The organism is Alteromonas sp. LMIT006, from assembly GCF_024300645.1.
In the GTDB taxonomy this organism is placed as follows: domain Bacteria; phylum Pseudomonadota; class Gammaproteobacteria; order Enterobacterales; family Alteromonadaceae; genus Opacimonas; species Opacimonas immobilis.
Window position 1 is genome coordinate 854,639 of sequence record NZ_CP101291.1, and the last position, 25,747, is coordinate 880,385.

At 43.8% G+C, this 25,747-nt stretch carries 21 protein-coding genes; 16 read left to right on the top strand and 5 right to left on the bottom strand.

Annotated features, from left to right (window positions below; genetic code table 11):
- Positions 1-305: 305 nt before the first annotated feature.
- Positions 306-4,241 carry a response regulator gene (locus tag NLG07_RS04015; protein WP_254856411.1) on the bottom strand — a complete coding sequence of 1,312 codons (3,936 nt, stop codon included), beginning with the start codon at positions 4,239-4,241 and terminating at the stop codon, positions 306-308.
- Positions 4,242-4,571: 330 nt separating this feature from the next.
- On the opposite strand from NLG07_RS04015, the gene NLG07_RS04020 reads away from it, so the two are divergent.
- The 4 genes from NLG07_RS04020 (at position 4,572) to rplI (ending at position 8,110) form a co-directional block, all read left to right on the top strand.
- Positions 4,572-6,860: a carbohydrate binding family 9 domain-containing protein gene (locus NLG07_RS04020; protein WP_254856412.1), complete on the top strand. Its 2,289-nt coding sequence runs from the start codon at positions 4,572-4,574 to the stop codon at positions 6,858-6,860.
- 154 nt (positions 6,861-7,014) lie between these two features.
- A complete protein-coding gene (rpsF, locus tag NLG07_RS04025; protein WP_254856413.1) occupies positions 7,015-7,404 on the top strand; it encodes a 30S ribosomal protein S6 in 390 nt (129 codons plus the stop codon).
- 11 nt (positions 7,405-7,415) lie between these two features.
- On the top strand, positions 7,416-7,643 hold the full coding sequence (gene rpsR / locus NLG07_RS04030; RefSeq protein ID WP_254856414.1) for a 30S ribosomal protein S18: 228 nt from the start codon (positions 7,416-7,418) through the stop codon (positions 7,641-7,643).
- A 14-nt stretch (positions 7,644-7,657) separates the two neighbouring features.
- Positions 7,658-8,110 carry a 50S ribosomal protein L9 gene (gene rplI / locus NLG07_RS04035; protein ID WP_254856415.1) on the top strand — a complete coding sequence of 151 codons (453 nt, stop codon included), beginning with the start codon at positions 7,658-7,660 and terminating at the stop codon, positions 8,108-8,110.
- A 345-nt stretch (positions 8,111-8,455) separates the two neighbouring features.
- Here the strand turns inward: rplI and NLG07_RS04040 are convergent, their stop codons facing one another.
- Positions 8,456-8,671: a hypothetical protein gene (locus NLG07_RS04040; protein ID WP_254856416.1), complete on the bottom strand. Its 216-nt coding sequence runs from the start codon at positions 8,669-8,671 to the stop codon at positions 8,456-8,458.
- Between the two features lie 198 nt (positions 8,672-8,869).
- Here NLG07_RS04040 and NLG07_RS04045 point away from each other — a divergent pair, with 198 nt between their 5' ends.
- Together NLG07_RS04045 and dnaB are read left to right on the top strand one after the other, a co-directional pair.
- On the top strand, positions 8,870-9,109 hold the full coding sequence (locus NLG07_RS04045; protein ID WP_254856417.1) for a hypothetical protein: 240 nt from the start codon (positions 8,870-8,872) through the stop codon (positions 9,107-9,109).
- A gap of 80 nt (positions 9,110-9,189) precedes the next feature.
- Positions 9,190-12,075 (top strand): replicative DNA helicase, encoded by a 2,886-nt coding sequence (gene dnaB / locus NLG07_RS04050; protein ID WP_303049219.1) that lies wholly within the window; start codon positions 9,190-9,192, stop codon positions 12,073-12,075.
- Between the two features lie 77 nt (positions 12,076-12,152).
- Here dnaB and NLG07_RS04055 read toward each other — a convergent pair whose 3' ends face one another.
- Entirely contained in the window at positions 12,153-13,229 is a 1,077-nt protein-coding gene (locus NLG07_RS04055) for an OmpA family protein (protein ID WP_254856418.1), read from the bottom strand.
- 34 nt (positions 13,230-13,263) lie between these two features.
- On the bottom strand, positions 13,264-13,689 hold the full coding sequence (locus NLG07_RS04060) for a transcriptional repressor (RefSeq protein WP_254856419.1): 426 nt from the start codon (positions 13,687-13,689) through the stop codon (positions 13,264-13,266).
- Positions 13,690-13,738: 49 nt separating this feature from the next.
- On the opposite strand from NLG07_RS04060, the gene nudC reads away from it, so the two are divergent.
- The gene (gene nudC, locus NLG07_RS04065) at positions 13,739-14,509 is read left to right on the top strand and encodes an NAD(+) diphosphatase (protein ID WP_254856420.1); all 771 of its coding nucleotides are present in this window, start codon (positions 13,739-13,741) and stop codon (positions 14,507-14,509) included.
- Positions 14,510-14,573: 64 nt separating this feature from the next.
- The gene (gene hemE, locus NLG07_RS04070; RefSeq protein WP_254856421.1) at positions 14,574-15,641 is read left to right on the top strand and encodes a uroporphyrinogen decarboxylase; all 1,068 of its coding nucleotides are present in this window, start codon (positions 14,574-14,576) and stop codon (positions 15,639-15,641) included.
- Between the two features lie 74 nt (positions 15,642-15,715).
- Here hemE and queG read toward each other — a convergent pair whose 3' ends face one another.
- The gene (gene queG, locus NLG07_RS04075; RefSeq protein ID WP_254856422.1) at positions 15,716-16,906 is read right to left on the bottom strand and encodes a tRNA epoxyqueuosine(34) reductase QueG; all 1,191 of its coding nucleotides are present in this window, start codon (positions 16,904-16,906) and stop codon (positions 15,716-15,718) included.
- Between the two features lie 2 nt (positions 16,907-16,908).
- Here queG and NLG07_RS04080 point away from each other — a divergent pair, with 2 nt between their 5' ends.
- The 8 genes from NLG07_RS04080 to hflK all read left to right on the top strand — a co-directional run bounded on the left by NLG07_RS04080 (position 16,909) and on the right by hflK (position 25,747).
- A complete protein-coding gene (locus tag NLG07_RS04080; protein WP_254856423.1) occupies positions 16,909-18,414 on the top strand; it encodes an NAD(P)H-hydrate dehydratase in 1,506 nt (501 codons plus the stop codon).
- A 30-nt stretch (positions 18,415-18,444) separates the two neighbouring features.
- A complete protein-coding gene (tsaE, locus tag NLG07_RS04085; protein WP_254856424.1) occupies positions 18,445-18,915 on the top strand; it encodes a tRNA (adenosine(37)-N6)-threonylcarbamoyltransferase complex ATPase subunit type 1 TsaE in 471 nt (156 codons plus the stop codon).
- An 8-nt stretch (positions 18,916-18,923) separates the two neighbouring features.
- Positions 18,924-20,231 carry an N-acetylmuramoyl-L-alanine amidase gene (locus NLG07_RS04090; protein ID WP_254856425.1) on the top strand — a complete coding sequence of 436 codons (1,308 nt, stop codon included), beginning with the start codon at positions 18,924-18,926 and terminating at the stop codon, positions 20,229-20,231.
- Positions 20,232-20,233: 2 nt separating this feature from the next.
- Positions 20,234-21,880: a DNA mismatch repair endonuclease MutL gene (gene mutL / locus NLG07_RS04095; RefSeq protein WP_254856426.1), complete on the top strand. Its 1,647-nt coding sequence runs from the start codon at positions 20,234-20,236 to the stop codon at positions 21,878-21,880.
- On the top strand, positions 21,873-22,820 hold the full coding sequence (miaA, locus tag NLG07_RS04100; RefSeq protein WP_254856427.1) for a tRNA (adenosine(37)-N6)-dimethylallyltransferase MiaA: 948 nt from the start codon (positions 21,873-21,875) through the stop codon (positions 22,818-22,820). The genes mutL and miaA overlap by 8 nt, the downstream gene beginning before the upstream one ends.
- Positions 22,821-22,913: 93 nt before the next feature.
- Complete coding sequence (gene hfq, locus NLG07_RS04105) at positions 22,914-23,156, top strand: RNA chaperone Hfq (RefSeq protein WP_254856428.1); 243 nt, start codon at positions 22,914-22,916, stop codon at positions 23,154-23,156.
- A gap of 53 nt (positions 23,157-23,209) precedes the next feature.
- Entirely contained in the window at positions 23,210-24,496 is a 1,287-nt protein-coding gene (gene hflX, locus NLG07_RS04110) for a ribosome rescue GTPase HflX (RefSeq protein ID WP_254856429.1), read from the top strand.
- A gap of 81 nt (positions 24,497-24,577) precedes the next feature.
- A complete protein-coding gene (gene hflK, locus NLG07_RS04115) occupies positions 24,578-25,747 on the top strand; it encodes an FtsH protease activity modulator HflK (RefSeq protein WP_254856430.1) in 1,170 nt (389 codons plus the stop codon).

Below are 25,747 nucleotides of genomic sequence, written 5' to 3' on the forward strand. Positions count from 1 at the left end.
GGATTGATTGTCAGTTAGGCAGCAATCGTCTAATATCTCTTATGCTACCTTCGTAAAAGACCGTTGCACCGACAGCATTCATGGACAATGCCTCTGATGGCAAGGTAGAACGCATTCTAGTTACCGCAAACGTATTTGCACAAGATGTGCAATATCTTGCTACAGACAACCTTACATGCTGAAAATATCATCTATAGTGGTGATAATGACAGCAGTTATCATTCCTCGCATGGCCCTGTGGCAGGTAAATCAGTACAATGGAGAGAGTCTGAAATTGCAAGAATGGACCGTGTTTGATGAGTTATCTATTCTGACTCAGATGTATCGTCATCGCTTGGCGCAGACCACTGCTGAGTAAATTGTCTAGGCGTCATGTTGTAATATTTTTTAAATCGGGTGGTAAAATGAGACGGACTCCCAAAGCCTGTGGCATATGCGGTGTTTGTGACATTTTCCCCTGATTTGAGCATTTCAGCCCCTTTCATGACTCTAAAATTGAATAAAAAATCACGTGGACTGTTATTCGTTTCGGCACGGAATTTTCGCAACAACTGTCTATCTGACAAACCAAGCGCATCACGTAAATCATTCAATTCAAATTCACTATCGTCAAAACGTTCTTCGCAAATTTTTAATACGGTTGACATGAAATCGGACAGTGATACAGGTTCATCTGCAGATTGTTGGACGTTCGTTGAGATTTGCTCGACCGTTTTTGTGCGAGTTTTTTTCTGGATATTGATGAGGTTCAACGCTTTTAAGCGCAACTCTTCATTGTCAAAAGGTTTGCAGATGTAATCAGCAGCATCATTGCGCAATCCTTCTAGAATATCAGATTGGCTAGTACGGGCGCTGATCAAAATGACAGGGACATGACTTAACAACACATCCTCTTTAATCATACCCATCAAAGTAATCCCATCGATATTGGGCATCATAATATCGCTGATTATGATATCTGGCAGCATATCTCGGGCGATTTCAATGGCGTGTTCTGGCGAGTTTAATGTTGTTAGGTCAAAAGAAGGTTGTAACGCTATTTTGAGATACTTAAGGATCTCTTCGTTATCATCAATACACAGTGCTTTAGGTAACTCATCTTTATTGTCGTGAATAGGGATAATGTGTTGTTCATATACATTTGGGAGTGATAATTTTGCAGTAAACATCCCATCTTTTGAACTTTTCAAAGCGATATCGCCGTTTAACCGGTCAATAATATTTTTTACTATGCTCAAGCCTAGTCCAACCCCATCAGGGTTACCAATGCCCGCTTCTGGACCACGGTAGAAGCGGTTAAATAAGTGATTCAACTCTTTATCCTGCAGTGGGATAGAACTGTTTATAATCGTGATTTTTAAGAGCTCAACATTAGCCTCTATATGGATATCTACGAAACCATTTTGGTGGTTGTACTGCAAAGCATTTAAAATAAGATTACTCAACAACGTTTGCATTTCAGTTAAGCTGGCGTTGACCTGAAATGGCTCTATAGGACTGAAACGAATGTCAATCTTACGCTCTTTGGCGAACTGCTGTGTGTTTTCCAAGACAGTGCGTAAGCACAGGGCTAAATCGGTAGCGTTATTTTCATCAGATTTAGACGATATAAAGGTCGCTTGTGATAGTTCAAAGATTTTTTGGTTAAGGCTCTTTAATTTGTAAGCATTGCGCTTGATCGCTAACAGGCGCTCTTGTGAGTGTGTTTGCAATTCACTCTGCAATAATTCATCCACCGGGTCGAGTAAAAGACTTAAGGGGACATTGAATTCTGAGGCAATGTTGGCAAACATCTGATTTTTTTCAGAAGCATTTTGCTCTAATTGTTCGCGTTTATTCTTTTGAATAAAATGTTCTTTCGCAAGTTGCTCATTGCGCAAGGTGAGCGTTTTATCTTTTGTTTCAATTATTTTTCGGGTCTGGCGCAGACGAACATAAAACACGCTAATAGGTATAAACAGAAGGATAAAGATTATGCCAAGTTGAATATTAGATTGCTGATGCCAAGGACTGGGCTGAAAAACGTCGACAATGACATCATTTGCAAAGTTATTATCGATCTCGCCATGAAGACTGATTAACAATCGATTCTCCCCATAACTTGGAGAGAATGAAAAGCGAAAATCATCATTGACAAATTCACTCGTCCCGTCTTTGATAGCCAAGCGATCATTAGCATGGGTAGTGAAATTACTATCACCAAAAAAGAGCTCAATTGCACTGATCGTTCGAGCTGAGTTGTCATTAAACGTATTCTGAGAAGGATGTATGAAAAACTCAGATGAACCATCTGCATAAAACACTTCAGCAGCAGATAACAGCAACTTTGGTATCGTTTTGTTAAATTCATTTGGTTGAAAAACCGAAATTCCATTGAGCCCAGAAAATACAAAATTTCCACGAGAGTTCAAATACGCCACACCTGGATTGAACTCATTTCCTTGTAAACCGTCTTCTTCAATAAACCAGTCGATCATTTCTGAATCGAGTCTATACTTGAGCATTCCTTGTTTTGTAGTAGACCAAATATCGCCATTGTCATTAACCATTGTGGCTTGTAGGTTGATTTGTTGAACCTGCTGAGGTACTCCTTCATTACTAAATGTCTTACTCAACGGATTAAATACATATAGGCCAAGATTGGTTGATAATACAATTTCATCATCGTTTGCAATCATATGATTGATGAGATTTATTTTTAAATCTGTCTCAAATAAGAAATTGTCAAAATCGCCTGTTTTTGGATTAAATGCATGTAAGCCCCGGTTGGAAGCGAGCCATGCGTAGCCTTGATGAACCAAACCATAACTAAAAAAATTAGTCGGTAGATTGGAATTATCACGGTCAAAGTGTTGAAATGATTGACTCTCTTTATCAAAAAGACTAATGCCTTGTTTGCGATGTAACAAAAATACTTGATTGGGAGACAATTCAACCCATTTAACCAATCCCGAAGCAGCTAAACCTGAATTTTCTGGAGTGAAAGTACGGATGACATGGAGACCCTCTACTGAAATTTGTGTGATGCCAAAATCATCTAGTACCCAGGCGTGTTCTTCGTCGATATAAATATCCGATACCCTCACACCTGCAAGCCCGGAATAAATAAGCTGACTTTCACGCTTCACTGGGTTGTAAATGGAAAGCCCGTCCGAGTTCGCTGCCATCCAACCGCGTAAGTATTTGTCGGCAGCAATGGCCGTCACATTATTGCCACTGAGAGGCGAGTTGTCTGACATTTCGTGTTTGAGGTGATAAATGTACTGCGTGTTGCTGCGATAGTGATTGAGTCCACCGCGTTCAGTGCCAAACCACATATCACCATTTGTTGTTTGTAATACTGAGGTTATTCGATTTGCGCCGATGGAATGCGGGTCATTGTATTCGTAGTATGCCCTGTAAGCTTGTTTGGGACCTTGATACCAGATGCCATTAGCATAAGAAATTGCCCAGATATGTCCATTTTCATCAATTACTGTCTTTTTGATATTATTAGAGCCAATGGCATGAGATTCATCAGTATAATGTTGAGTCAATTCAAATTCTTGGTTGTATACCAAAATCCCTCTTTTTCCCGAACTGACAAAAATATGCTCATCTGAGACCGTAATATCTTGAATACTGCATCCGATATTTATACTTTGGGACGACTTAAATTCCCCTGAAGGGGTCTTTCGGTACCTCACCAGATCACAGTTGTGGCCGACTAGATAAGTGTCACCAAGGATATCTATTGCATCAATGGGACGATAAATGCGGAATCGTTGGTAGATCGGTTGAGGCAAGCTGGTATCAATGAGCAACAGCTGATCATCGAAATACACGGCAAGTTCGCCGTTACGCAATTGTGTGACATGACGCTCGTCAGCATAATCATCTTCAAATGAATAAAATTTTTCGAAAGTTTGGGCGTTTGGGCGCAAAACGTAAATACCATCGGCAAATACAACCCACAAACGTTGCTTTTGTCCAAGTGCTAGGCCGTAAACATAAGGTGAACTAGGATTCAGCCCCAGTTGATTGCGCAAGTTCAGAAAGCGCCGACCGTCATAACGAACGAGGCCTTCTGGAGTACCGACCCAGAGCATGCCATAACTGTCTTGGGTTAAAGCCGTAATGGTAGAGTCAGGTAATCCGTCAGAAATATTGTACTGAGAAAAAGGTAACGAGTAATAGTTGTGCGCAGAGGTGTTGAAACCTATGAATAAGACGATGGATAAAAAAACGACGTGTCGGAACATTTAATGTCATCAATACTGCTTTGATGAGGTAATAATGCCTTAGCGGTGAAAAAAAGTCATGCAAAAAGGCCAAAATGTCCGTTTGGTGATAGTTTTTGTCCGTTTGGTGAAAGTTTTTTCTGTGCGCTGTGTGTATCTTAAGTATGTGGCTTTTGTTAAAAAATCACACTCTAACACACGAAAGACAAGGATCGTCAGTTTGTAAGGATGCAAACGAATCAAGGACGATCCTTTTTCCTTTATATCTGCTTACATCTTTTTTGCCCAACATTCCTATTGCAAATTAATTCTTTGTGAAATAATGCCCAGCATTGTTGCTTGGGAGGATGTGTGCGAGCCTTTTTTTGTTTATTACTAATTGCTGTATTCAGTTGTTCAGTATGTGCAAAGTTAGATGTGCCTTTTAATGTCGATCACAACGTGGTGATTGATGGACACATTTCTGATAAAGAATGGTCTCATGCCAACCGCATTGATGTGAACAACGTCATGCGTCCCTTTAACAATCTCCCCGCACCAGTCAATACCACCGTCAGCTTTTTTGAGGATGGGCAACAGTTATATATACTCTTTGAAGCCTATGATTCTTCACCAAACGATATACAAGCTCGACTTGTTGACCGCGACCTGATTTGGGGTGACGATATCGTTGGCGTCAAAATCGATACCTTTAATGACGGACGCTTAGCCTATCAATTTTTTGCCAATGCCTTGGGTATTCAATCCGATGCGATTCAAAACGAGATGACCGGGAATGAGTCAGACAGTTGGAATACAATTTGGCAAAGCCAAGGTAAAATCACAGAGGATGGCTATATTGTTGAGTTTGCGATTCCGTTAAGCACTATGAACTTTTCGCAATCTGATGCAGAGAAAACTTGGGGTGTTGAGTTTGTGCGTTTTTATCCCAGGGAACACATGTATCGGATTTCTCATATTCAGTACGACCGCAACAACGCTTGTGACTTATGTCAAATGATGCCAGTGACTGGCTTTGCTAAAGCTGAGCAAGGCAAAGCCTTGGAGCTTGTGCCGACTATAATTGGTGGGTACTCACAAACACGAGAGGTTTCACCAACAAGCGACTGGGTTGGTGAGCGGGGACAAGAACTCGGTCTCGATATTAATTGGGGGATTACTCCGGAGATATCTTTACAAGGCACCTTGAATCCGGATTTTTCACAGGTCGAATCCGACTCAGCTCAAGTGTCCGTGAATAATACGTTTGCGTTATTTTTCCCAGAAAAACGTCCGTTTTTTGTCGAGAATGCCGATTACTTTACTTCTATGCTCAATCTCATTTATACACGAAATATCAATGCGCCAGAGTACGGTATCAAATTGACAGGCAGGTTAGCGCAGCATTCATTAGGCGTATTCTTTGCCAATGATGAAACGACCAATTTCCTAGTGCCAGGTAATCTGGGTTCAAGAGTGGGCACATTAGAGAACAAATCCAACAATATGGCGCTACGTTATCGTTATGATGTCAATAAAGACCTCTCTTTGGGTATTGTGTCTACCTTGCGTGAAGCGGATGATTATCACAACTACGTATTTGGGGTGGATACCAAATGGACACCGACGGATAAGGATAATATTCGCATTCAGTATGTATATTCAGACACAGAATATCCGCAGGACTTGTATCAGCAATTCTGTGACGATGAGTTGTGTAATGAGCGAGATGCGTTTTCAGAAGCGGCCTTGCGCACACAGTATGGCGATTCGATTGGCGGTGGCGCGTTTCGCTTAGAATATCGCAGAGATACCGAACATTATTTTATCCGAGTAGGGCATTTTGACCACGAGGCTGATTTTCGCGGAGATTTGGGGTTTGTCTCGAGAGTGGATCGCAGGACATCTGTCATAGGTGGCGGGTATATCTGGCGCAGTGAAGAAGCGTGGTGGAATCGTTTGCGCTTGCGCGGGGACTGGGATATTCATCACGATGACAATGGCGATTTGTTAGAAAAAGAAATCGAAACGTTTTTCTCAATCGATGCCAAATATGATACTTACATTGATTTTGGGCAAACTCGGCGACAACGGGTGGGTTTGAGACACGATCCAAGTGTATTAACTATTGCCAGCAATACCACATTATTTGACGAGTATTTTAATCGCTTGATCATTGAAACGCGTCCAACTGCCGATTTGGAGTTATTTCAGCGTTTCTCACAAGGTGAGCAGATTGATTTTGCTAATAATCGAGTGGGTGAACGCTTTGTTTCCGATTCATCATTTGAGTATCAGTTTAATCGTCATCTAAAGCTCAATGCTGGGTATGAATACGTCGAACTCGACGCGAGCGGCGCAAACGTATTCACGGCAAAAGTATTGCAAGGGCGCATGACCTATCAGTTTGATGCCAAACAATTTGTACGCCTCATTGTGGATGTATCAGAAGTCGAGCGCAATGTGGATAATTACATTGATGATGTAACGCCGTATTACAAAGATATGGGCGTGCAGCTTTTGTATTCTTATAAAGTCAATCCATTGACCAAGTTTTTCTTGGGTTATTCGGATGCGGGTTTTCAAGATGAAACAATGGAACGACTGACGAGCAACGAGCGTTCGGTGTTCTTCAAAATCTCCTTCGCCTATACTCAGTAGACAGGCCAATATTTTAGCATAATCACAATTCGATAAATGCTTGCTTTTTGGTCAAAACCTGCGTAATATTCGCGCCCTTACAGCCAATCCCATTTATTCCTTGTCTTAGCGCAGCAGGCTGTACTGCAAAGACTACAAACCATAAGGAATCACGATGCGTCATTACGAAATCGTATTCATGGTTCACCCTGACCAGAGTGAACAAGTACCAGGTATGATCGAAAGATACACTGGTATCCTGACCCAAGAAGGCGGTCAGATCCACCGTTTAGAAGACTGGGGCCGTCGTCAATTGGCATACCCAATCGAAAAACTACACAAAGCACACTATGTTCTAATCAATGCCGAAGCCACTGCTGAAGCGGTTGAGGAACTAGAAACTGCATTCCGTTTCAACGATGTTGTCCTTCGTAACTTAGTTATCCGCACTAAAGATGCAGTAACTGAACCTTCACCTATGAAGAAAGAAGAACGTCGTGAACAACGCTCAGAGTCAGCGCCTGCTCCAGAAGCAAAAGCTGAATCTACTAACGAAGAAGCATAAGGAGAGTACTCATGGCTCGATTTTTTAGACGTCGTAAATACTGCCGCTTCTCAGCCGAAGGCGTTGCAGAGATTGATTACAAAGATACTGCTACTTTAAAGAACTACATTACTGAATCAGGTAAGATCGTTCCTAGCCGTATCACAGGTACTAGTGCAAAGTATCAGCGTCAGCTATCAACTGCTATCAAACGTGCGCGTTTCTTAGCGTTGTTACCTTACACTGATGGCCACAAATAAGCGCGGAGTTAGCAATGGATATTATTTTATTAGATAAGATCGCTAACTTAGGCGGTTTAGGCGACCAAGTTTCAGTGAAAGCCGGTTATGCTCGTAACTTCTTGTTCCCACAAGGAAAAGCAGTACCTGCAACCAAAGACAACGTCGCTAAATTTGAAGCACGTCGTGCTGAATTAGAAGCGAAAATTGCAGAAGCATTAACCGCTGCTCAAGCGCGTGCTGACCAGTTGGCGGCTTTTGAAGCGGTGACTATCGCATCACCCGCGGGCGACGAAGGCAAGTTATTCGGTTCTGTTGGTACGCGTGACATCGCTGATGCCATTACTGCTGCAGGCGTTGCCGTTACTAAAGCTGAAGTTAAATTACCTACTGGTACTTTACGTGAGCTTGGTGAGTACGACATCGACGTACAACTACACTCTGACGTTACTGCAACTGTGAAAGTTGTGATTGTTGCTGAAGCGTAAGCACTAAATACGAAACGTTTTTAGTAAAACACCACCTTAGGTCACTAAAGTGGTGTTTTTTTTATGTCTTTTTATTGCTAATTTGTCCAATGCGAAACAATGCCATTGAAAGTAAACAAAACCAGCAAAGCCTCCAGTGATCAGCGATTGAATGATGATGGATAAGTCAACTAGATATTGATTGCAAAGGATAATAATAACTATCACACATACGATGCCGATATATGGTGGTATAGTCCGAAAAACAGTTAGATAGTTTTCCTTAAAAAAATCTAACTTGCTCTCGGAATCCCCTCCAGCATAAGCTGAGAGGGAGTGGTGACTTAAATATAGTTTCATGATATTTTATTTGCAATCCTCGTAAACAATAGAGGCAGCTGCATTACCAATCATATGGCCAATGAAACCGCCAAAAACTGCGCCAGCACCAAGTGTGGTGGCACCACCAACTAATGTTCCAGCGGTAGTGAAAAAGCCTACAGTACCGTCTCTTACGACTTCACAAAAACCGTATTCACCGCCATTTACCGCTAAAATCTCGTTAGTATTAAGTGTCTTCATATTGAACTCCAAAAAAAGTATAGATAGAAATAATGTCTTTGAACTAAGACTATAGAATGATAAGTTGATTTAATTCTGAAGTAAGCTGACCAAAAGTTGAGATTTACATTGTTTTTTTTTATGTCTGGTAAACCTTTTGCCCTTCACATACGACATACTTTATAACACCAAACATATGTACATATTTCGGTAGGGATCATGACAGTACAACCAGTAGCTTCCGTGTCGCATCAGATGACGCCGCATTACTGCGCCTTATCCGTTCGCATCAATGTCGATGCGCATGCTGGGGGGCGAATCAACAATGAGTTATCGACAGACAAAGTGGAGAAGCAAAAATATGGACCTGCAAGTTCGCTCAATTTTACAGCAGGTGAAGGGGATGGCCGGATCAATATTGATACAGTGAGTGGACGAATTACGCTGAAGCACGATTAACAGCCAAAATTAGCAGTTGAAACTGACATGCAAAAGGGGATAATGACTATCCTCTTTTTTTTGGCAAATGGCTTACGGTTGTGGCAGATAATAATAAAAAACCTGACTCTCAAATCGAAAAACTCAAGATACCGCCACATTCGGTAGAAGCTGAGCAGTCGGTATTGGGGAGTATGCTGATCTCTCCTGATACTTGGGATAAGGTCACGGACATTGTCATTGCTGAAGATTTTTATTTGTTATCGCATCGTACGATTTATAGTGCGATCCTTAAACTCCTTGGCGCTTCACAACCTGTAGACGTTATAACTGTTTCTGAGCATTTAGAGCAACATGATAAACTCGAAGAAGCGGGTGGTTTGTCTTATCTTGGAGAGCTCGCCAACAATACGCCGTCTGCGGCAAACGTCATAACATACGCCAGTATTATCAAAGAACGCGCCATTACTAGAGAGCTGATTGGTGTTGCTCATGATATTGCCGAAGTAGGCTATCATCCTGAAGGACGAGACAGCAGAGAAATTTTGGATCTGGCTGAAAGCAAAGTCTTTGAAATAGCCGAAAAACGCACCGGGCAGTCTGAAGGGCCGCAAAGTGTCACCAATGTTCTTGGCAAAACGGTTGAGCGATTAGATGCTTTAGTTAAGAGCAACAAAGAAGTGACCGGTGTGACGACTGGATTTACCGACTTAGACAAAAAAACCAGTGGTTTGCAGCCGTCGGATTTGATAATCGTTGCCGCTAGGCCGTCGATGGGTAAGTGCATCGTGAGCGGGTCTGAAATCATTGATCCGATGACTGGAGAGCTGAACACTATTGATACTCTGGTAGCGCAACAATCAGCATCACTTCTTAGTATCAATGATGCGTTTGAAGCCGTGAATGCGCGAGCAAGCGAATTTGTGGATGATGGGTTAAAACCTGTCTTTAAAGTCACAACGGCACTTGGTAAATCAATAGAAACAACGATTACACATCCATTCTTAACCGGTCGAGGATGGTTACCATTAAGTGAAATTGCAGTTGATGAGCAAATAGCCGTACCAAGAGCATTGCCTTATTTTGGTAATGAACAACCGCAAGAGCACAAGGTAAAAGCTATTGCTTACATGGTGACAGATGGCTCTACTCGCAATTCAACACCTCAATTTACCAATGAGAATTCCGCGATTGTGGATGACTTCATCTCTGCAATGATTGCGTTTGAAGGCATTTCTGTTAATCCAGTTAAGGCAAAAAACAAAACCCCAAGCTATCGCATAAGCGCTAAATCTTCCACTTCCGGGTTATGTCGAGAACGCTTTGCTAAATACTTAAATCGAGCTATGGCACAACTTTCTATATCCGGAAAAGCGCTGGCTCAAATTTTATCATTGCAGCCTTCCACGATTAGTCAGTGGCGACACGCAGTTGCGTTACCTGAACCATCTATATATTTCCGTATGTGTGGGCTATTGGGTGAAGAGTTTTCAAATGACTCACATAGTGATTGGCAAGCAGGCTCATGTCGTTATAACGCATTGACTGATTTTTTGGAGAATTGTCATTTATTGGATAAAAGCGCGCATGAAAAAGTGTTGCCTGAACAAGTGTTCACTTGGCATAAACCCGCGTTAGCTTTATTACTCAATCGCATGTTTGCTTGTGATGGTAGCGTATTTACCCAAGCCAATGGACAAAGTCGAGTGAGTTATGCCACCAGTAGTCCAAGGTTAAGTCTGCAAGTTCAGCATTTATTACTTCGTTTTGGCATTATCTCAAAACGACGTGCTAAAAAGACGAAATACCATGGTGCCCACACGCCCTATGAAGTTGAGATTATGGGGCAGCAAGGGATTACTTTGTTTTTGAATGACATCGGTATTCTAGGAAAGGAAAGAGCCTGTTCAGAGGCATTGCAAAACATTGAAGGGAAACAAACACACAGTAATATTGATAGCGTACCATTAAGCGTTAACGAATATGTTATTGCATTAAAGGGCGAGCGAAGTTGGCCGACCATCTTTGCAGCGGCTGGAAAAGAACCACCTCCAGGTTTTAATCCGCATTTAACGGGAAAGTCTCAACGCCAGTTGTCTCGACAACGATGTCAGTTCTTTGCCGATTTATTTAATGACGATTACTTGAAGCATCTCGCACAGTCTGATGTTTTTTGGGATCGTATTGTTTCGATAGAGTATCAAGGATACAAACAGGTATATGACCTGACAGTGCCCAAGTATCACAACTTTGTGGCTCAAGACTTTTTTGTTCACAATACCACATTTGCGATGAACCTCGTCGAAAATGCTATGATGATCGAAGAAAAACCAGTACTTGTGTTCAGTTTAGAAATGCCATCTGAGCAGTTGATGATGCGGATGCTTGCCTCATTAAGTCGAGTGGATCAAACCAAAATCCGGACCGCTCAACTCGATGAAGAAGATTGGGCACGCCTGTCAAACACCATGGCACAGCTAAAGGATAAGGACTGTGTGTACATCGATGATTCTTCTGGTTTGACCCCGATGGATGTGCGCTCTCGTGCGCGCAAACTCGCTCGGGAACGCGGCGGTTTGTCCATGATCATGATCGATTACCTTCAGTTGATGCGAGTGCCAGCGTTGTCTGACAACCGGACATTGGAAATTGCCGAGATATCGCGCTCACTTAAAGCCTTAGCGAAAGAGTTAAATGTACCGGTAGTCGCGTTGTCGCAATTAAATCGGACACTTGAGCAAAGAGCTGATAAGCGTCCGGTAAATAGTGACTTACGTGAATCTGGCGCAATAGAACAAGATGCGGATTTGATCATGTTCATCTATCGCGATGAGGTATATCACGAAAACTCTGAAGAGAAAGGCATTGCAGAAATCATTATTGGTAAACAGCGTAATGGTCCTATTGGTACGTGCCGCTTGGTATTCCAAGGACAATTTTCACGCTTTGAAAATTACGCAGGTCCTCATATGGGCGACCAATATTAGGGATAATCGCAAAATTCGGTTATAAAAAGCCCGCTCACACTTCAAAAGTGCAGCGGGCTTTTGTTTGAGCTAATGGTTTATTCTTGTTCAGTAATCGCGATGATGACCGACACTACTCTGCGATTTTGCGCGTGTGCTGCATCAGTCATGGCATTGTTTACCGGACGAGATTCACCATATCCAATACTCTCGATTCGATCAGCTGGCGCACCATGAACATCGATTAATACCTTGCGTACATTCTCTGCACGAGCCTCAGACAGAGCTTGATTAAATGCCTCTGAACCAACAACTGAGGTATGACCTTCAACGAGAGCCTGTGCTTGTGGGTAAGTGTTTAAAAACTCAGCGACTTTAGCAAAGTCCATGGAATTGGGATTTTTTACTAAGGCAGAGTTGTTGTCAAACAGTACGGTTAAGCTCACTTGTTTTTCTACTAACGTTTTTAACGCACACCCATTTGCGTCAACGGTTTTTCCTGAAGCGGTATTAGGGCATGAATCATTGCGGTTGAATACACCATCATTGTCGTCGTCTGAGTTGCGGTTTACGTCAATAGATTGTACAGCAGGCGTGTTTGACACAACGTTGCTAGATGCGAGTGATTTGTTGACACTTGCGCGATTGACAGATTGGCCAAAGTGATATGATACGCCCAGTTTGACAACCAAATCATTGTAATCGTTTGCAAAATCACGATAGAAGCCAGCCTCGGTGATCAAACGAAGGTCTGTAGCGCCTCCCCATTGACTACCAAGACCAATAGCACCGGATAAAGAAGATTCAATGCTATCATCTATTTGGCGAACACCGGCAAAGACGTAATGCTTGTCATTGTCAAAAAAATACATGCCGTCAAGGCCAAGATTCACGCCATCAATATCACCATTAAGCGCATCAATATAGGTGCGAGTAGCTTCTAAACGCATAGCCCATTGAGAAGAAAAACGAATGCCGACTTCAGCGCCAGCCAGTTTTCCGTCGTCATAGAGATTTTGCTCGTTAGGGCGAGAAGAGTCGCCAATATATTTGCCAGCAAAGACGCCTATCCATGATTGCTTAATATCATCAGTATTATGCTCATGTGCAATGGCCGGTAATGACAATGCTACGGTTAACGCAGAGGCTAGAATTAAGGTATTGTTGTGTTTCACAATTCATCCTGGAAAGTTAGTTTGTAAGTGTGCTTTATTGGCATTTGTGACAAACGCCATGAGCTTCTATAGTTTGTTGTTTTACGACGAAACCTTGTGAGGTCGCTTGTGCTGTGAGCGCATCGTGTAATGATGTGGATTGTATTTCAGAGACATTGCCACATTTATCACAGATCAAAAATTGCACCGGGTGTGCGCAACCAAAATGATGGCAAGCAACAAACATGTTGGTCGATTCGACCTTGTGAATCAGACCAAAATCCAACAAAAAGTCCAACGAACGGTATACGGTGGCTGGTTTGGCTGAATCGTTTTCCAATTTGAGCTGATCCAACAAGTCATAGGCACCGATCGGAGCGTTAGCTTTGACCAATAGCGTATACACTTGTTCGCGCAAAGGAGTGAACCGAGCGCCAGCATTTTCGCAGTGTTTTTTGGCTTTTTCTATTAATATACTCATAACACTTGTAGTATATCGACAAATCGCACTGGAATTAAAGCAATATCTCATGCATGTCATTATTATCGTTAAACAACAAGTGCTTGTGCACTCTGAAGGAATGCTTTTGCCACGCTGGCAGGACATTATAGATTCAGACGTTTTTGCATCGTATGTATCTTCAGCCGTGCCGATGGACGATGGTCTGAAAATTATCGACCTAGGTTCTCAATATATCGAACATACAGAGCTACGGCCGGTAGGTTTGCGTGATTTATTGGCAACATATACAGCGGACGAATTTCAGCCGGTAATGCGCGCCTGGCAATATGCCCTTTTTATGCGTACGCACCAATACTGTGGCCAATGTGGTGACAAAATGCGTCAAATAGGTTGGGAAATGGCGCGACAATGCGATTGTTGTGGTCATCGTGTGTATCCGAGAATTTCACCATGTATCATTGTTGCTATTCGGCACGAACAAAAAATTTTGTTAGCGCAAGGCCCACGACATGTTGATACTAATCTTTATTCTACTTTGGCGGGCTTTGTCGAAAGTGGTGAGACGTTAGAACAAGCAGTGGCTAGAGAGGTATTTGAGGAGGTTGGAGTTCAAGTTAAAAATATTGAGTACTTTGGTTCACAGCCTTGGCCATTTCCGCACTCACTGATGGTTGGTTTCATTGCTGAATATGCAAGTGGTCAAATACGGGTCGACGGCAAAGAGATTATTCAAGCAAAATGGTTTGATGTAAATGATTTGCCTAATGTCCCCCCGAAGTTATCCATCGCTGGACGCTTGATTGAACACACGCAACAGCTAATCGCAAAACAAGGCTAAGGTAGACAGTGCAATAAGTGTGTTTTTTTGCTAGGATGCGCGCGTCAAAGCAAGGATTACTCACATGTCAGAACTCAAAAACGACCGCTACTTACGCGCATTACTTAAACAAGATGTTGATGTCACTCCAGTCTGGATGATGCGTCAAGCCGGCCGCTATTTGCCAGAATACAAAGCGACTCGTGCCGAAGCCGGTGATTTTATGTTACTGTGCAAAAATGCAGAATTAGCCTGTGAAGTCACTTTGCAGCCATTGCGTCGTTTTGACTTAGACGCAGCGATTTTGTTTTCTGATATTTTGACAATTCCAGATGCGATGGGGTTAGGCTTGTATTTTGAAGCAGGGGAAGGACCACGCTTTGAAAGACCAATCACCTGTGCTGCCGATGTGCACAAACTCCCTCACCCAGATCCGGAAGGTGAGTTACAGTATGTGATGAATGCGGTTCGCACGATTCGCAAAGGTTTAGACGGTGCCGTACCACTGATCGGGTTCTCCGGTAGTCCTTGGACCTTGGCCACTTATATGGTGGAAGGCGGTTCGAGTAAAGCCTTTACCAAAATCAAAAAGATGGCTTTTGCAGAACCGCAGACGTTGCATATCTTGCTGGATAAAATAGCGGATTCTGTCATCTCTTATTTGAACGCCCAAATCAAAGCTGGCGCTCAGTCTGTTATGGTCTTTGATACATGGGGTGGCGTGCTTTCGCCACGCGATTACAAACTGTTTTCACTGCAGTACATGCACAAAATCGTCGACGGACTGATCCGTGAATACGATGGTCGTCGTGTGCCTGTGACGTTATTCACCAAAAATGGTGGCATGTGGTTAGAAGCCATTGCCGATACCGGCTGTGATGCGGTTGGCTTGGATTGGACAATTGATATTGCTGACGCCAAAGCCCGAGTGGGTGATAGAGTTGCTCTCCAAGGCAATATGGATCCGTCGATGTTATATGCTCAGCCGGAACGCATTGAAACAGAAGTGCAATCGATATTAGCTGGATTTGGTAACGGTTCCGGCCACGTCTTTAACCTAGGCCACGGCATTCATCTGGACGTCCCCCCTGAGCACGCAGGTGTGTTTGTTGAAGCAGTGCACAAATATTCAAAGCAGTACCACACTAAGTAGTACTGCTCTGCAATCTCCTTGGAAGATTGATTGTAAAATAAGCCGATAATTATTCATTTAATTGGCGGCTTTATTTAGGCGTCGCGTGGTAGCCCTTTTTGGACAATCCTGACTAATCTTTCTTGTTGACGGTTGCTTGGGCATTGCTGTGGTTGCACACTTTGTGATATTGCCCATGTAAGGTGTTCAATGAGCATGTTTTGCTGTGCTTCTGAAGGCGCTGAGTTAAAACCGTATTCTAGATACTGGCCAGCTTCCAACATGGTGAGCTTATCTTCTAATATCTGGGTGTATCCATTATCTTGTGATATGTTGCCAAGCGCAGTTATGAGATTGCGTTGCCATTTGGCATAACCGATTCTCCGTATGGGAGAGCCCTCGGTGTTAGCTAAAAACTCCATTTCACTCCAAGCAAATAAATTAAGTAAGCTATTGCCATGCAAATCGGGGCGCGCATGAAAATCGGCTTCGGCTGTAAGCGGAGCGGTTTTATTGAATGGGCAAACGAGTTGACAATCATCACAGCCATAAATGCGATTGCCCATCGCTTTGCGATATTGTTCAGGGATTGGGCCATCGTGTTCGATGGTCAGATACGAAATACATTTTCGCGCATCCACAGTATACGGCGCGACAATGGCGTTCGTTGGGCAAATGCTCATGCATGCTGTGCAGCTGCCACAATCGGCCAAGATTGGTTTATCGACTGGCAGAGGTAAATTAATGAATAACTCTCCAAGAAAAAACCAAGAGCCATGCTGAGGGTTAATCGTAAGTGAGTGCTTACCAGTAAAGCCAATGCCGGCTTTTTCGGCCACGGCATGCTCTAAAATTGGGGCAGAATCGACAAATGGACGATACTGAGTGCCAGCACAATGTTCAGAAATTTTTTCACCGAGTTGCTTGAGTTTTTTGCGCATAACTTTGTGGTAATCCCGACCCAGCGCATATCGGCTTATGTATCCGATTTTAGTATTATCCAGATGTTGTGCAAAGCTCGCATCGGGTGGCAGGTAATCCATGCGCACACTAATAATACGGCACGTCCCAGGCACTAATTCATCTGGTCTAGCACGCATCATACCGCGCTCTGGAAAGAATGACATCGTACCGTAATAGTGCTTGTCTAGCCACGCTTGTAACGGCGCTTCGTGTTTTTCAAGATCGATATCACAAATCCCAATGTCTTGAAACCCTAGCGCTTTGCCCCACTCCTTGATAAGGTGAGCTAAATGCGACAAATCTAGAGTTTTTTCAAAGGACATATATGCACATTCAAGTCGAAAAACGAAGCGCCAGTTTAGCACAAAAATTATTTCGCGCCGATCAAGTCTCACAACGTGAGGAGGAAGCCGCTGAGTTGAGTATGACAACGCTTTACGGGCTGATGCAACGTGCAGGGAAAGCGGTGTATGAAGCGTGTTTTGAACTTGTACCGAATTGCGAACATTTTTTGTTTGTGGTGGGTTCTGGGAATAATGCTGGGGATGGCTACGTCGCAGCAACACTTGCGTTAGAAGACGAACACGATGTAAAAGTCGTTTCGGTGAATCCAGATAAAGCTCTGACTGGAGATGCGCTGAAAGCTCAAGAAGCGTTCCTAGCGGCCGGTGGCAAAGTTGTTGCGTTTAACGAATCATTGTTATCCCGTGCGGATATCATTGTTGATGCATTGTTTGGTATCGGGGTGCAAGGGTTGATTAGACAAGACTCTTTAGCCGTGATTAATGCCATTAATGAAGCGAAGGTTCCAGTCTTGAGTGTCGATGTGCCATCTGGACTAAACGCAACGACAGGGGTCGCCTTTTGTGGGTGTGTGCAAGCAGACATGACGGTCACTTTTGTCGGCATCAAACAAGGCTTGGTCACCGCAGCGGGCAAAGAAGCCTCGGGTATTTTAAAATTCGCCGATCTCGATGTGGGTAAAGCGTTTGCTGAAGTCTGTCCATCGAACACTCATTTACTTAATTTAGACCAGTTTGAAAAACTCGCTCCACGTCGGGTTAATTCTCACAAAGGTCGTTTCGGTCGCTTGCTGTGTATCGGTGGAAACGCCGGTATGTCAGGTGCGATCCGTTTAGCGGGTGAGGCAGCCCTTCGAGCTGGGACTGGATTAGTAAAAATCTATGCTCACCCAGATAGTCGTGTACAAATATCCGCAGGCAGACCTGAACTCATGGTGATCAGTGAAGCGCTAGAAGATGCGCTGGAATGGGCCAATACAATCGTTGTTGGGCCCGGCTTAGGTCAAGATGAGTGGGCTCAAGAAACATTTAAACAAGTCATAGAATATTTACAAAAGAAAGATCTGCCTGTTGTGTTAGATGCTGATGCGCTAAATATGTTACCGCAGCATGCAACGCGATTTTCACCAGCGGATTGTATTTTAACACCTCATACTGGCGAAGCAGCTCGCTTACTTGAGACGACCATCGAAGATGTAGACAGCTCTCGCTACAGCAATGCTAGATTATTAGCACAACGCTATGGGGTTGTGACTATTCTAAAAGGGCCAGGTACCATCGTTGACAACGGCAAGCGTACTTGGGTCAGTGAACATGGCAACCCAGGCATGGCGACAGCAGGTATGGGCGATGTGTTAAGCGGGATTCTTGGCGCTTTGATGGCGCAGCGAATGAGTAACGTCGATGCAGCCAAATATGGCGTTTGTGTTCACGGACGGGCAGCTGATATAATTGCACATGAATATGGCGAGCGTGGCATGTTGGCAAGTGATATTTTTCCAGAGGTCAGGCGCTTAATTAACACTTAATCACAATCAAATGCTATCTTTTAGTGAGTTATGCAGCAAACAATAACAATAAATAGCGAAGCAGAGACCCAACGATTAGCTCAGCAAATTGCTCAGTTCGTCTCTGCGACTCATCAAACAGTCCTTCATCTTGAAGGAGACTTAGGTGCCGGAAAGACTACATTTTCACGGTATTTACTACAAGCGTTAGGCCATTCAGGTTCTGTTAAAAGCCCGACCTATACGCTGGTCGAACCGTATGCAATTGGTGAACTGTCGGTGTATCATTTTGATTTGTATCGACTAGCTGATCCAGAAGAACTCGAGTTCATGGGGATACGTGATTATCTGAATGATGCGCATTTGTTACTCATAGAGTGGCCATCACAAGGGCAGGGCTTTGTGCCTGAACCTTCTTTGCATATTCAATTAGTACACGGTACAGAGGCGTGTGAACGAGCTGTGACGTTAACCGCCCACAACTCGCATGGATTGCGCATTATTCAAACCTTACATGAGTGAGCGTTAGTATGCGACAGTTGAAAGTGTATGTGTTAGCAAGTGTCTTATATTGGTGCTTTTGTCTGACCGCTATCGCGCAAACCACACTGTCAGATGCGACTCTCAAAACGACTTCCCAGGGCACGCGTATTGAGTTCTCATTTTCAGAGACGGTTAAACACTCCTACTTTACTTTGCAAAAGCCTTATCGGGTAGTCATTGATTTACCCAACACCCAAGGACAGTTTGCGACAATCACTGAACGAAACTCAGATAGGCTGGTTCACAAAGTGCGAACGTCCAAACCCAAAAGAGCCTCTGATTTTCGTATTGTTATAGAAACTCGTAGCAAAGAGGATTTTACCCTTGGGTGGACTGGCACCACACTGTGGGTACAGTTTTCGGACCCTCCTCCTGCGGTACCTAAGTTATCTGTTGGTCAGCAACCAGACCGACCAACAGACATCATTATCGCTTTGGATGCCGGTCACGGAGGCCGTGACCCGGGCTCAGTTGGTCCGACGGGCACCTATGAAAAGCATGTTGTATTATCGATTGCCAAGAAGGTCGCTGAGCGTATCGATGCAACTCCAGGGCTACGGGCCGTGTTAACTCGAACGGATGATTATTATATCAAGCCGTCAAAACGCCCCGAGATTGCAAGGCAAAAGATGGCGGATTTGTTGATATCAATTCATGCGGATGCGTTCACAACCCCTCAACCATCAGGTGCTTCGGTCTGGCTATTGAATAATCGTCGGGCTAATTCTGAGCTGGCAAAGTGGCTACGCAACACAGAAAAACATTCTGAATTACTCGGTGGTGCTGGCAAAATTTTGGAAGAAACGGAAGAAGATGAGTTTTTGATGCGTACGTTGTTAGACATGCAGACTGAATCATCTCAGCAATCGAGTTATCAAATCAGCAAAAAAATGCTCTTAGAACTCAACAAAGTGACTAAACTTCATAAAAAATCGCCACAACACGCGTCACTAGCAGTACTGACTGCACCGGATATTCCTTCGATCTTGGTTGAAGTGGGCTTTATTTCGAACCCTAGAGAAGAAAAAAACTTAAATTGGTCCGCTCATCGCGAACGTTTAGCGGGCTCAATTTATGACGGGATTGTAAAATATTTCCGCGTGTATCCGCCTGAAGGCACGCTGTGGGCGATGCAAAAAAACAACCAACCTGTAGAGCATCGTGTTGCCAGCGGCGAATCACTAACTCGCATTGCCCAACGTTATCGGGTCAGCGTGGGGGCAATCAAACAACACAATGGTCTAACATCGGATGTTATACGAGTCGGACAGCGCATTAAGATCCCTCAAGGATAAGCATGGCAATCCAAATATTACCCCCACAGTTAGCGAACCAGATTGCCGCCGGTGAAGTGGTCGAACGCCCCGCTTCGATTGTCAAAGAATGTGTTGAAAATAGCCTTGATGCTGGTGCTACTCAGATATCCGTCGACATTGAACAAGGCGGAGCAAAAGTGATTCGCATCCAAGACGATGGTTGTGGTATTGCTAAAGATGAATTGCCGCTCGCGTTAGCCCGTCATGCGACAAGCAAAATTTCTGAATTAAATGATTTGGAAAACATTCAATCACTCGGATTTCGTGGCGAAGCATTAGCGAGTATCAGTTCGGTTTCTCGTTTGACATTATCGAGCCGTCCGGACCATCAAGAAGAGGCGTGGCTGGTGTTTGCTGAAGGCAAAGAGCAAGCTGTGACTTTTGAACCGGTCGCGCATCCAGTCGGCAGTACCGTTGAAATCCGCGATTTGTTTTTTAATACGCCAGCGAGAAGAAAATTCTTAAAAGCCCCTAAAACAGAGTTTCAACATATTCAGACTCTGATAAAACGAATTGCTTTGGCGCATTATGATGTAGGCTTTACTTTATCGCATAATCAAAAATCCGTCTTAAAACTGCCAGCGCGAGACTCACTAGAACGACGTATCAAAGATGTGTGTGGCGAGGCTTTTGCGCAAAATGCGTTACGCGTTGAAACGCAATATCAGGATTATCAGCTGAACGCTTTCGTGAGCAAACCCATGGATGGCTTTACCGACAACAGTTTGCAGTTTATTTACGTGAACGGACGGATGATGCGAGACAAGTTGATAATGCATGCGATACGGCAAGCTTATGAGGGCATGATCCCCGCTCAGCAACACGCAGGTTATGTCGTTTTTCTGACCTTACCTACGCAAGGTTTTGATGTTAATGTACATCCAGCTAAGCATGAAGTGCGTTTTGTTGAAAGTCGCATCGTTCATGATTTTATTTACCAAGCCATTAGCGATGTATTGCAAGGCGGTTTTGTCGACACTCCTGATTATACCCACATTGCTGAGGAATCCGTACAACACGACTATATTCGGCCACTGCAACAAGATACAAACGCCAACATACAAGCCGCTGCTGGGAAAGAGACATCATTTGAGCCATACTCTGCTCATCATCCCAGTCGCCAAGCGCTGCACAATTATGCTGAATTGCTGACGACTTCAAGTCGAACCTCAGAACGTATTGAGACTCACTGGGTGTTATTACCGGATATGCGCGTATTGTGGATCAATGATCGTCTCAAAGTCGTTAATGCTGTTGACGTCTTAACGCTGTACTTGCAGATTCAATGTGATGAGAGTGAAGCTTCAACGCCATTATTACTACCGGTTTCGATAAAGGCGGCCCATGCACCTTCGATTGAATTGGCCGATGGCTTTGATATTCAATATGTACAACAAAAAATCATTATTAAACGTGTGCCCAGTCGTTTGCGGAGTCTGCCTTGGTCACAAATAGTCGGAGTGTTAGGTGATTGTGAAACAATTAATCTATCCGCCTTGGCACACTCATTAACGCATAATCACGACCTTTTTACCCCAGTCAACCTTTGGCTACATTCTTTATCAAATGAACACTTAGATGTTTTACAACGAGCCAGTCAGCCTTGTCGCGTGGTATGCGATGAATAAATATCGAGTTGCGAGCCCATCGGATCCTGCGGAAGTCGTATTTATAATGGGGCCAACGGCATCAGGAAAAACCTCGTTAGGGATCGAATTAGCCAAGGTGTGCGAGGGTGAAATAATCAGTGTGGATTCAGCCCTCATTTATCGGGGGATGGACATTGGTACGGCAAAACCTGATGCTGCAGAACAAAGCGGTGTTGTGCACCATTTATTAGACATTCGCGACCCGTCTGAAACGTATTCTGTATCTGAATTTCGCAACGATACATTGCGTCTAATCGAAGATATTCGCTCGCGGGGCAAGATGCCTATCTTAGTCGGCGGTACCATGATGTACTTTAACGCCTTGATTAAAGGTATTTCAGCCTTGCCAGCTGCGAACGAGTGTGTTCGTGCGGACTTGACCGAGCAGGCGGAATTAAAAGGCTGGGAAGCCATGCACAAGCGGCTAGCAGAATGTGATCCAGAGAGTGCGCAGCGCATTCACCCCAATGATCCTCAACGCTTATTAAGAGCATTGGAGGTGTTTGAGCTAACAGGTCGACCTTTATCTGAACTGCAACAACAAAACTCACCACCTATTCCATACAGTGTTGCCCAATTTGCTATCGCACCTGAAGATCGAGCTGTGTTACATGAGCGAATAAGGCTTCGCTATGAACAAATGTTAGCGTATGGCTTAATCGAAGAAGTCAAAAAATTGTATAAACGTAAAGATTTGCATCCAGAACTACCAAGTATTCGTTGTGTAGGATATAGACAAACGTGGCAATTTTTGGAAAGTGAATTGAGTTTTGATGAGGCAAAAGAACGTGGCATCATTGCTACTCGGCAGCTCGCAAAGCGCCAGTTAACGTGGCTCAGAGGATGGGATGATGTGACTTGGCTCAATACATTTGACGCTGAGAATTTGTCCCTAATACTAAAGTTGATTAAAAATTAGTCGACTTTAATGGTGTACACCTTGTATCTTATTGTGTATTCTATTTTCAACTGTTAAACCAGTTACAATTATAAGAAAAGTAAGGAAAAACGCATGGCTAAAGGGCAATCACTTCAAGACCCATTCCTCAATATATTACGCAAAGAGCGCATTCCTGTGTCGATTTATCTAGTTAACGGTATTAAGTTACAAGGCCAAGTGGAGTCGTTCGATCAGTTTGTTATTTTGCTAAAGAACACAGTAAGCCAAATGGTCTATAAGCATGCGATTTCAACTGTAGTACCTTCTAAGGCAATTCAAATGCCGACTCAGGATGGTGATTCTCCGAGTGAGTAAGCCTTTTTTGATAGCTGTACCATTCTTCGTTTTACAACGAGGTAGTTCTAAGCTTGTTTGACCGCTATCAAGGTGGTGAACAAGCTGTGCTTGTCCACGTCGATTTCGCCGCAGAATCTGCTCAAGAAGATATTCATGAACTCCAGATGTTGGTCAGCTCGGCCGGTGTTGAAAGTTGTGAAATCATTACCGCTTCGCGCAGTGCGCCTCATCCAAAGTATTTTGTCGGTTCTGGTAAAGCAGATGAAATTGCTGCTATGGTGCAAGCGCATGAAGCCAATGTCGTCATTTTTAACCATTCGCTATCGCCTTCTCAAGAGCGTAATTTAGAAGCTATTTGTAAGTGTCGAGTGTTAGACCGAACGGGTTTAATCTTGGATATTTTTGCTCAGCGTGCTCGCACGCACGAAGGTAAGCTGCAAGTTGAATTAGCTCAGCTGCGTCATATTTCGACTCGTTTGATCCGAGGTTGGACCCACTTAGAACGACAAAAAGGCGGGATTGGTCTTCGGGGGCCAGGTGAGACTCAACTTGAAACCGATAGACGTTTATTAAGAGGTCGAATTAAAACCATTTTAAAGCGCCTAGACAAGGTGGCCAAACAGCGTGAACAAGGCAGACGGTCACGAAAACGTGCTGAAATTCCAACTTTGTCTTTAGTCGGCTATACCAATGCAGGAAAATCAACGTTGTTTAATACGATTACTGATGCCGGAGTGTATGCAGCGGATCAGTTGTTTGCGACGCTCGATCCGACTCTGCGCAAGTTAGATCTAAAAGACGTTGGCCCGGTTATATTGGCGGATACGGTTGGTTTTATCAGACACTTGCCACATGATTTGGTCGCAGCGTTTAAAGCGACTTTACAGGAAACTCAAGAAGCGGACTTATTATTGCATGTCGTGGATTTTGCCGACGATCAGTATCGCGACAATATGCAACAGGTCAATGATGTCCTCCAAGAAATTGAAGCGGATGAGATTCCGCAACTGATTATTTGTAATAAAATTGACCGGTTAGAAGGTGTTGAGCCACATATTGATTATAATGAAGAAGGTCGCCCAGAGCGCGTGTGGATATCCGCTCAACAAGGGTTAGGCATTGAATTATTAGAAAAAGCCCTTACTGAATGTTTAAGGCAAAGCATGCAAATTTGCCAGTTAGCCATCCCACCATATGCGGGTAAAGTCGCTGCAACGATGCATGAATATGATTGTATTGTAGAACAACATTACGACGAAAACGGTAACTGGATTGTGAACATACGATTACCAGTAACAGATTGGCACAAATTAAACAAAAGATTAGATGGGCAATTAGACGTCTTTCTGGTTAAATAAACAAAAAGTAGTCGATATAGTTAGACTATTTAAAGATTTGATACGTATCATTTTAATAACATTGAACAACGGAGAGTAGACATGGCTTGGAATGAGCCGGGCGGTAACAATAACGACCCGTGGAAGAATAAAGGGGGCAATAACCAAGGCCCACCTGATCTTGACGAAGTATTCAAAAAGCTATTTGGTAAGTTTGGCGGCAACGGCGGTGGCAATCGCGGTGGCTCTAGCTCAATCAATCTTGGCGGTGTGGGGATTTCTATTTTATTGGCTATCCTTGTCGTCGTTTGGGTGATAAGTGGCTTTTATACCATTCGCGAAGCAGAGCGTGGTGTGGTATTGCGCTTTGGAGCCTATCACAACCTAGTTGAACCAGGCTTACAATGGAAACCGACGTTTATTGATCGCGTTATTCCCGTCGACGTGCAAACCATTCGTGATCAGGCTTCAGCGGGATCTATGCTCACCGAAGATGAGAACGTGGTGCGTGTTCAGATGGAAATGCAATACCGCGTGGTTGATCCCAAGAAATTTGTGTTTCATGTGGTCAACCCAGAGCAAAGCTTGTCACAGGCGCTAGATTCAGCGATACGCTATGTGGTCGGCCATTCGACCATGGATGCCGTCTTGACATCAGGCCGTGAAGTCACCCGCCAGCGCGTGTGGGATGAGCTTCAAGCCATCATTGAGCCGTATGACATGGGCGTTTCGATCATTGACATGAACTTTAAGGACGCTCGTCCTCCTGAAGAAGTAAAAGACGCATTCGATGATGCGATTGCAGCCCAAGAAGATGAAATTCGTTTCATTCGTGAAGCCGAGGCCTATGCTCGTGAGATTGAACCTCGTGCACGTGGTCAAGTGAATCGTATGAACGAAGAAGCGACGGCTTACAAAACTCGAGTAACGTTAGAAGCTCAAGGTGAGGTGGCGCGCTTTGCGAAGTTATTACCTCAGTACGAGGCGGCGCCAGAAGTAACACGCCAACGTATCTACATTGAGACGATGGAAGAAGTGTTCTCAAGCACGTCTAAGATCATGGTTGATAATAAAAGCGGCGGTTCAATGATGTACTTACCATTGGATAAGATCCTCGAGCGTCAAAATACATCAAATTCGTCACAGTTACCAATGAATGCTACACAAAATGCCCTAGAAGGTTTGCGTAATGCGGCAACGGTAGACCGTCAAAATGCCTCGTCTCCGAACGGTGGTTTACGTAGCAATAACAACGGACGTACAGGGAGATAA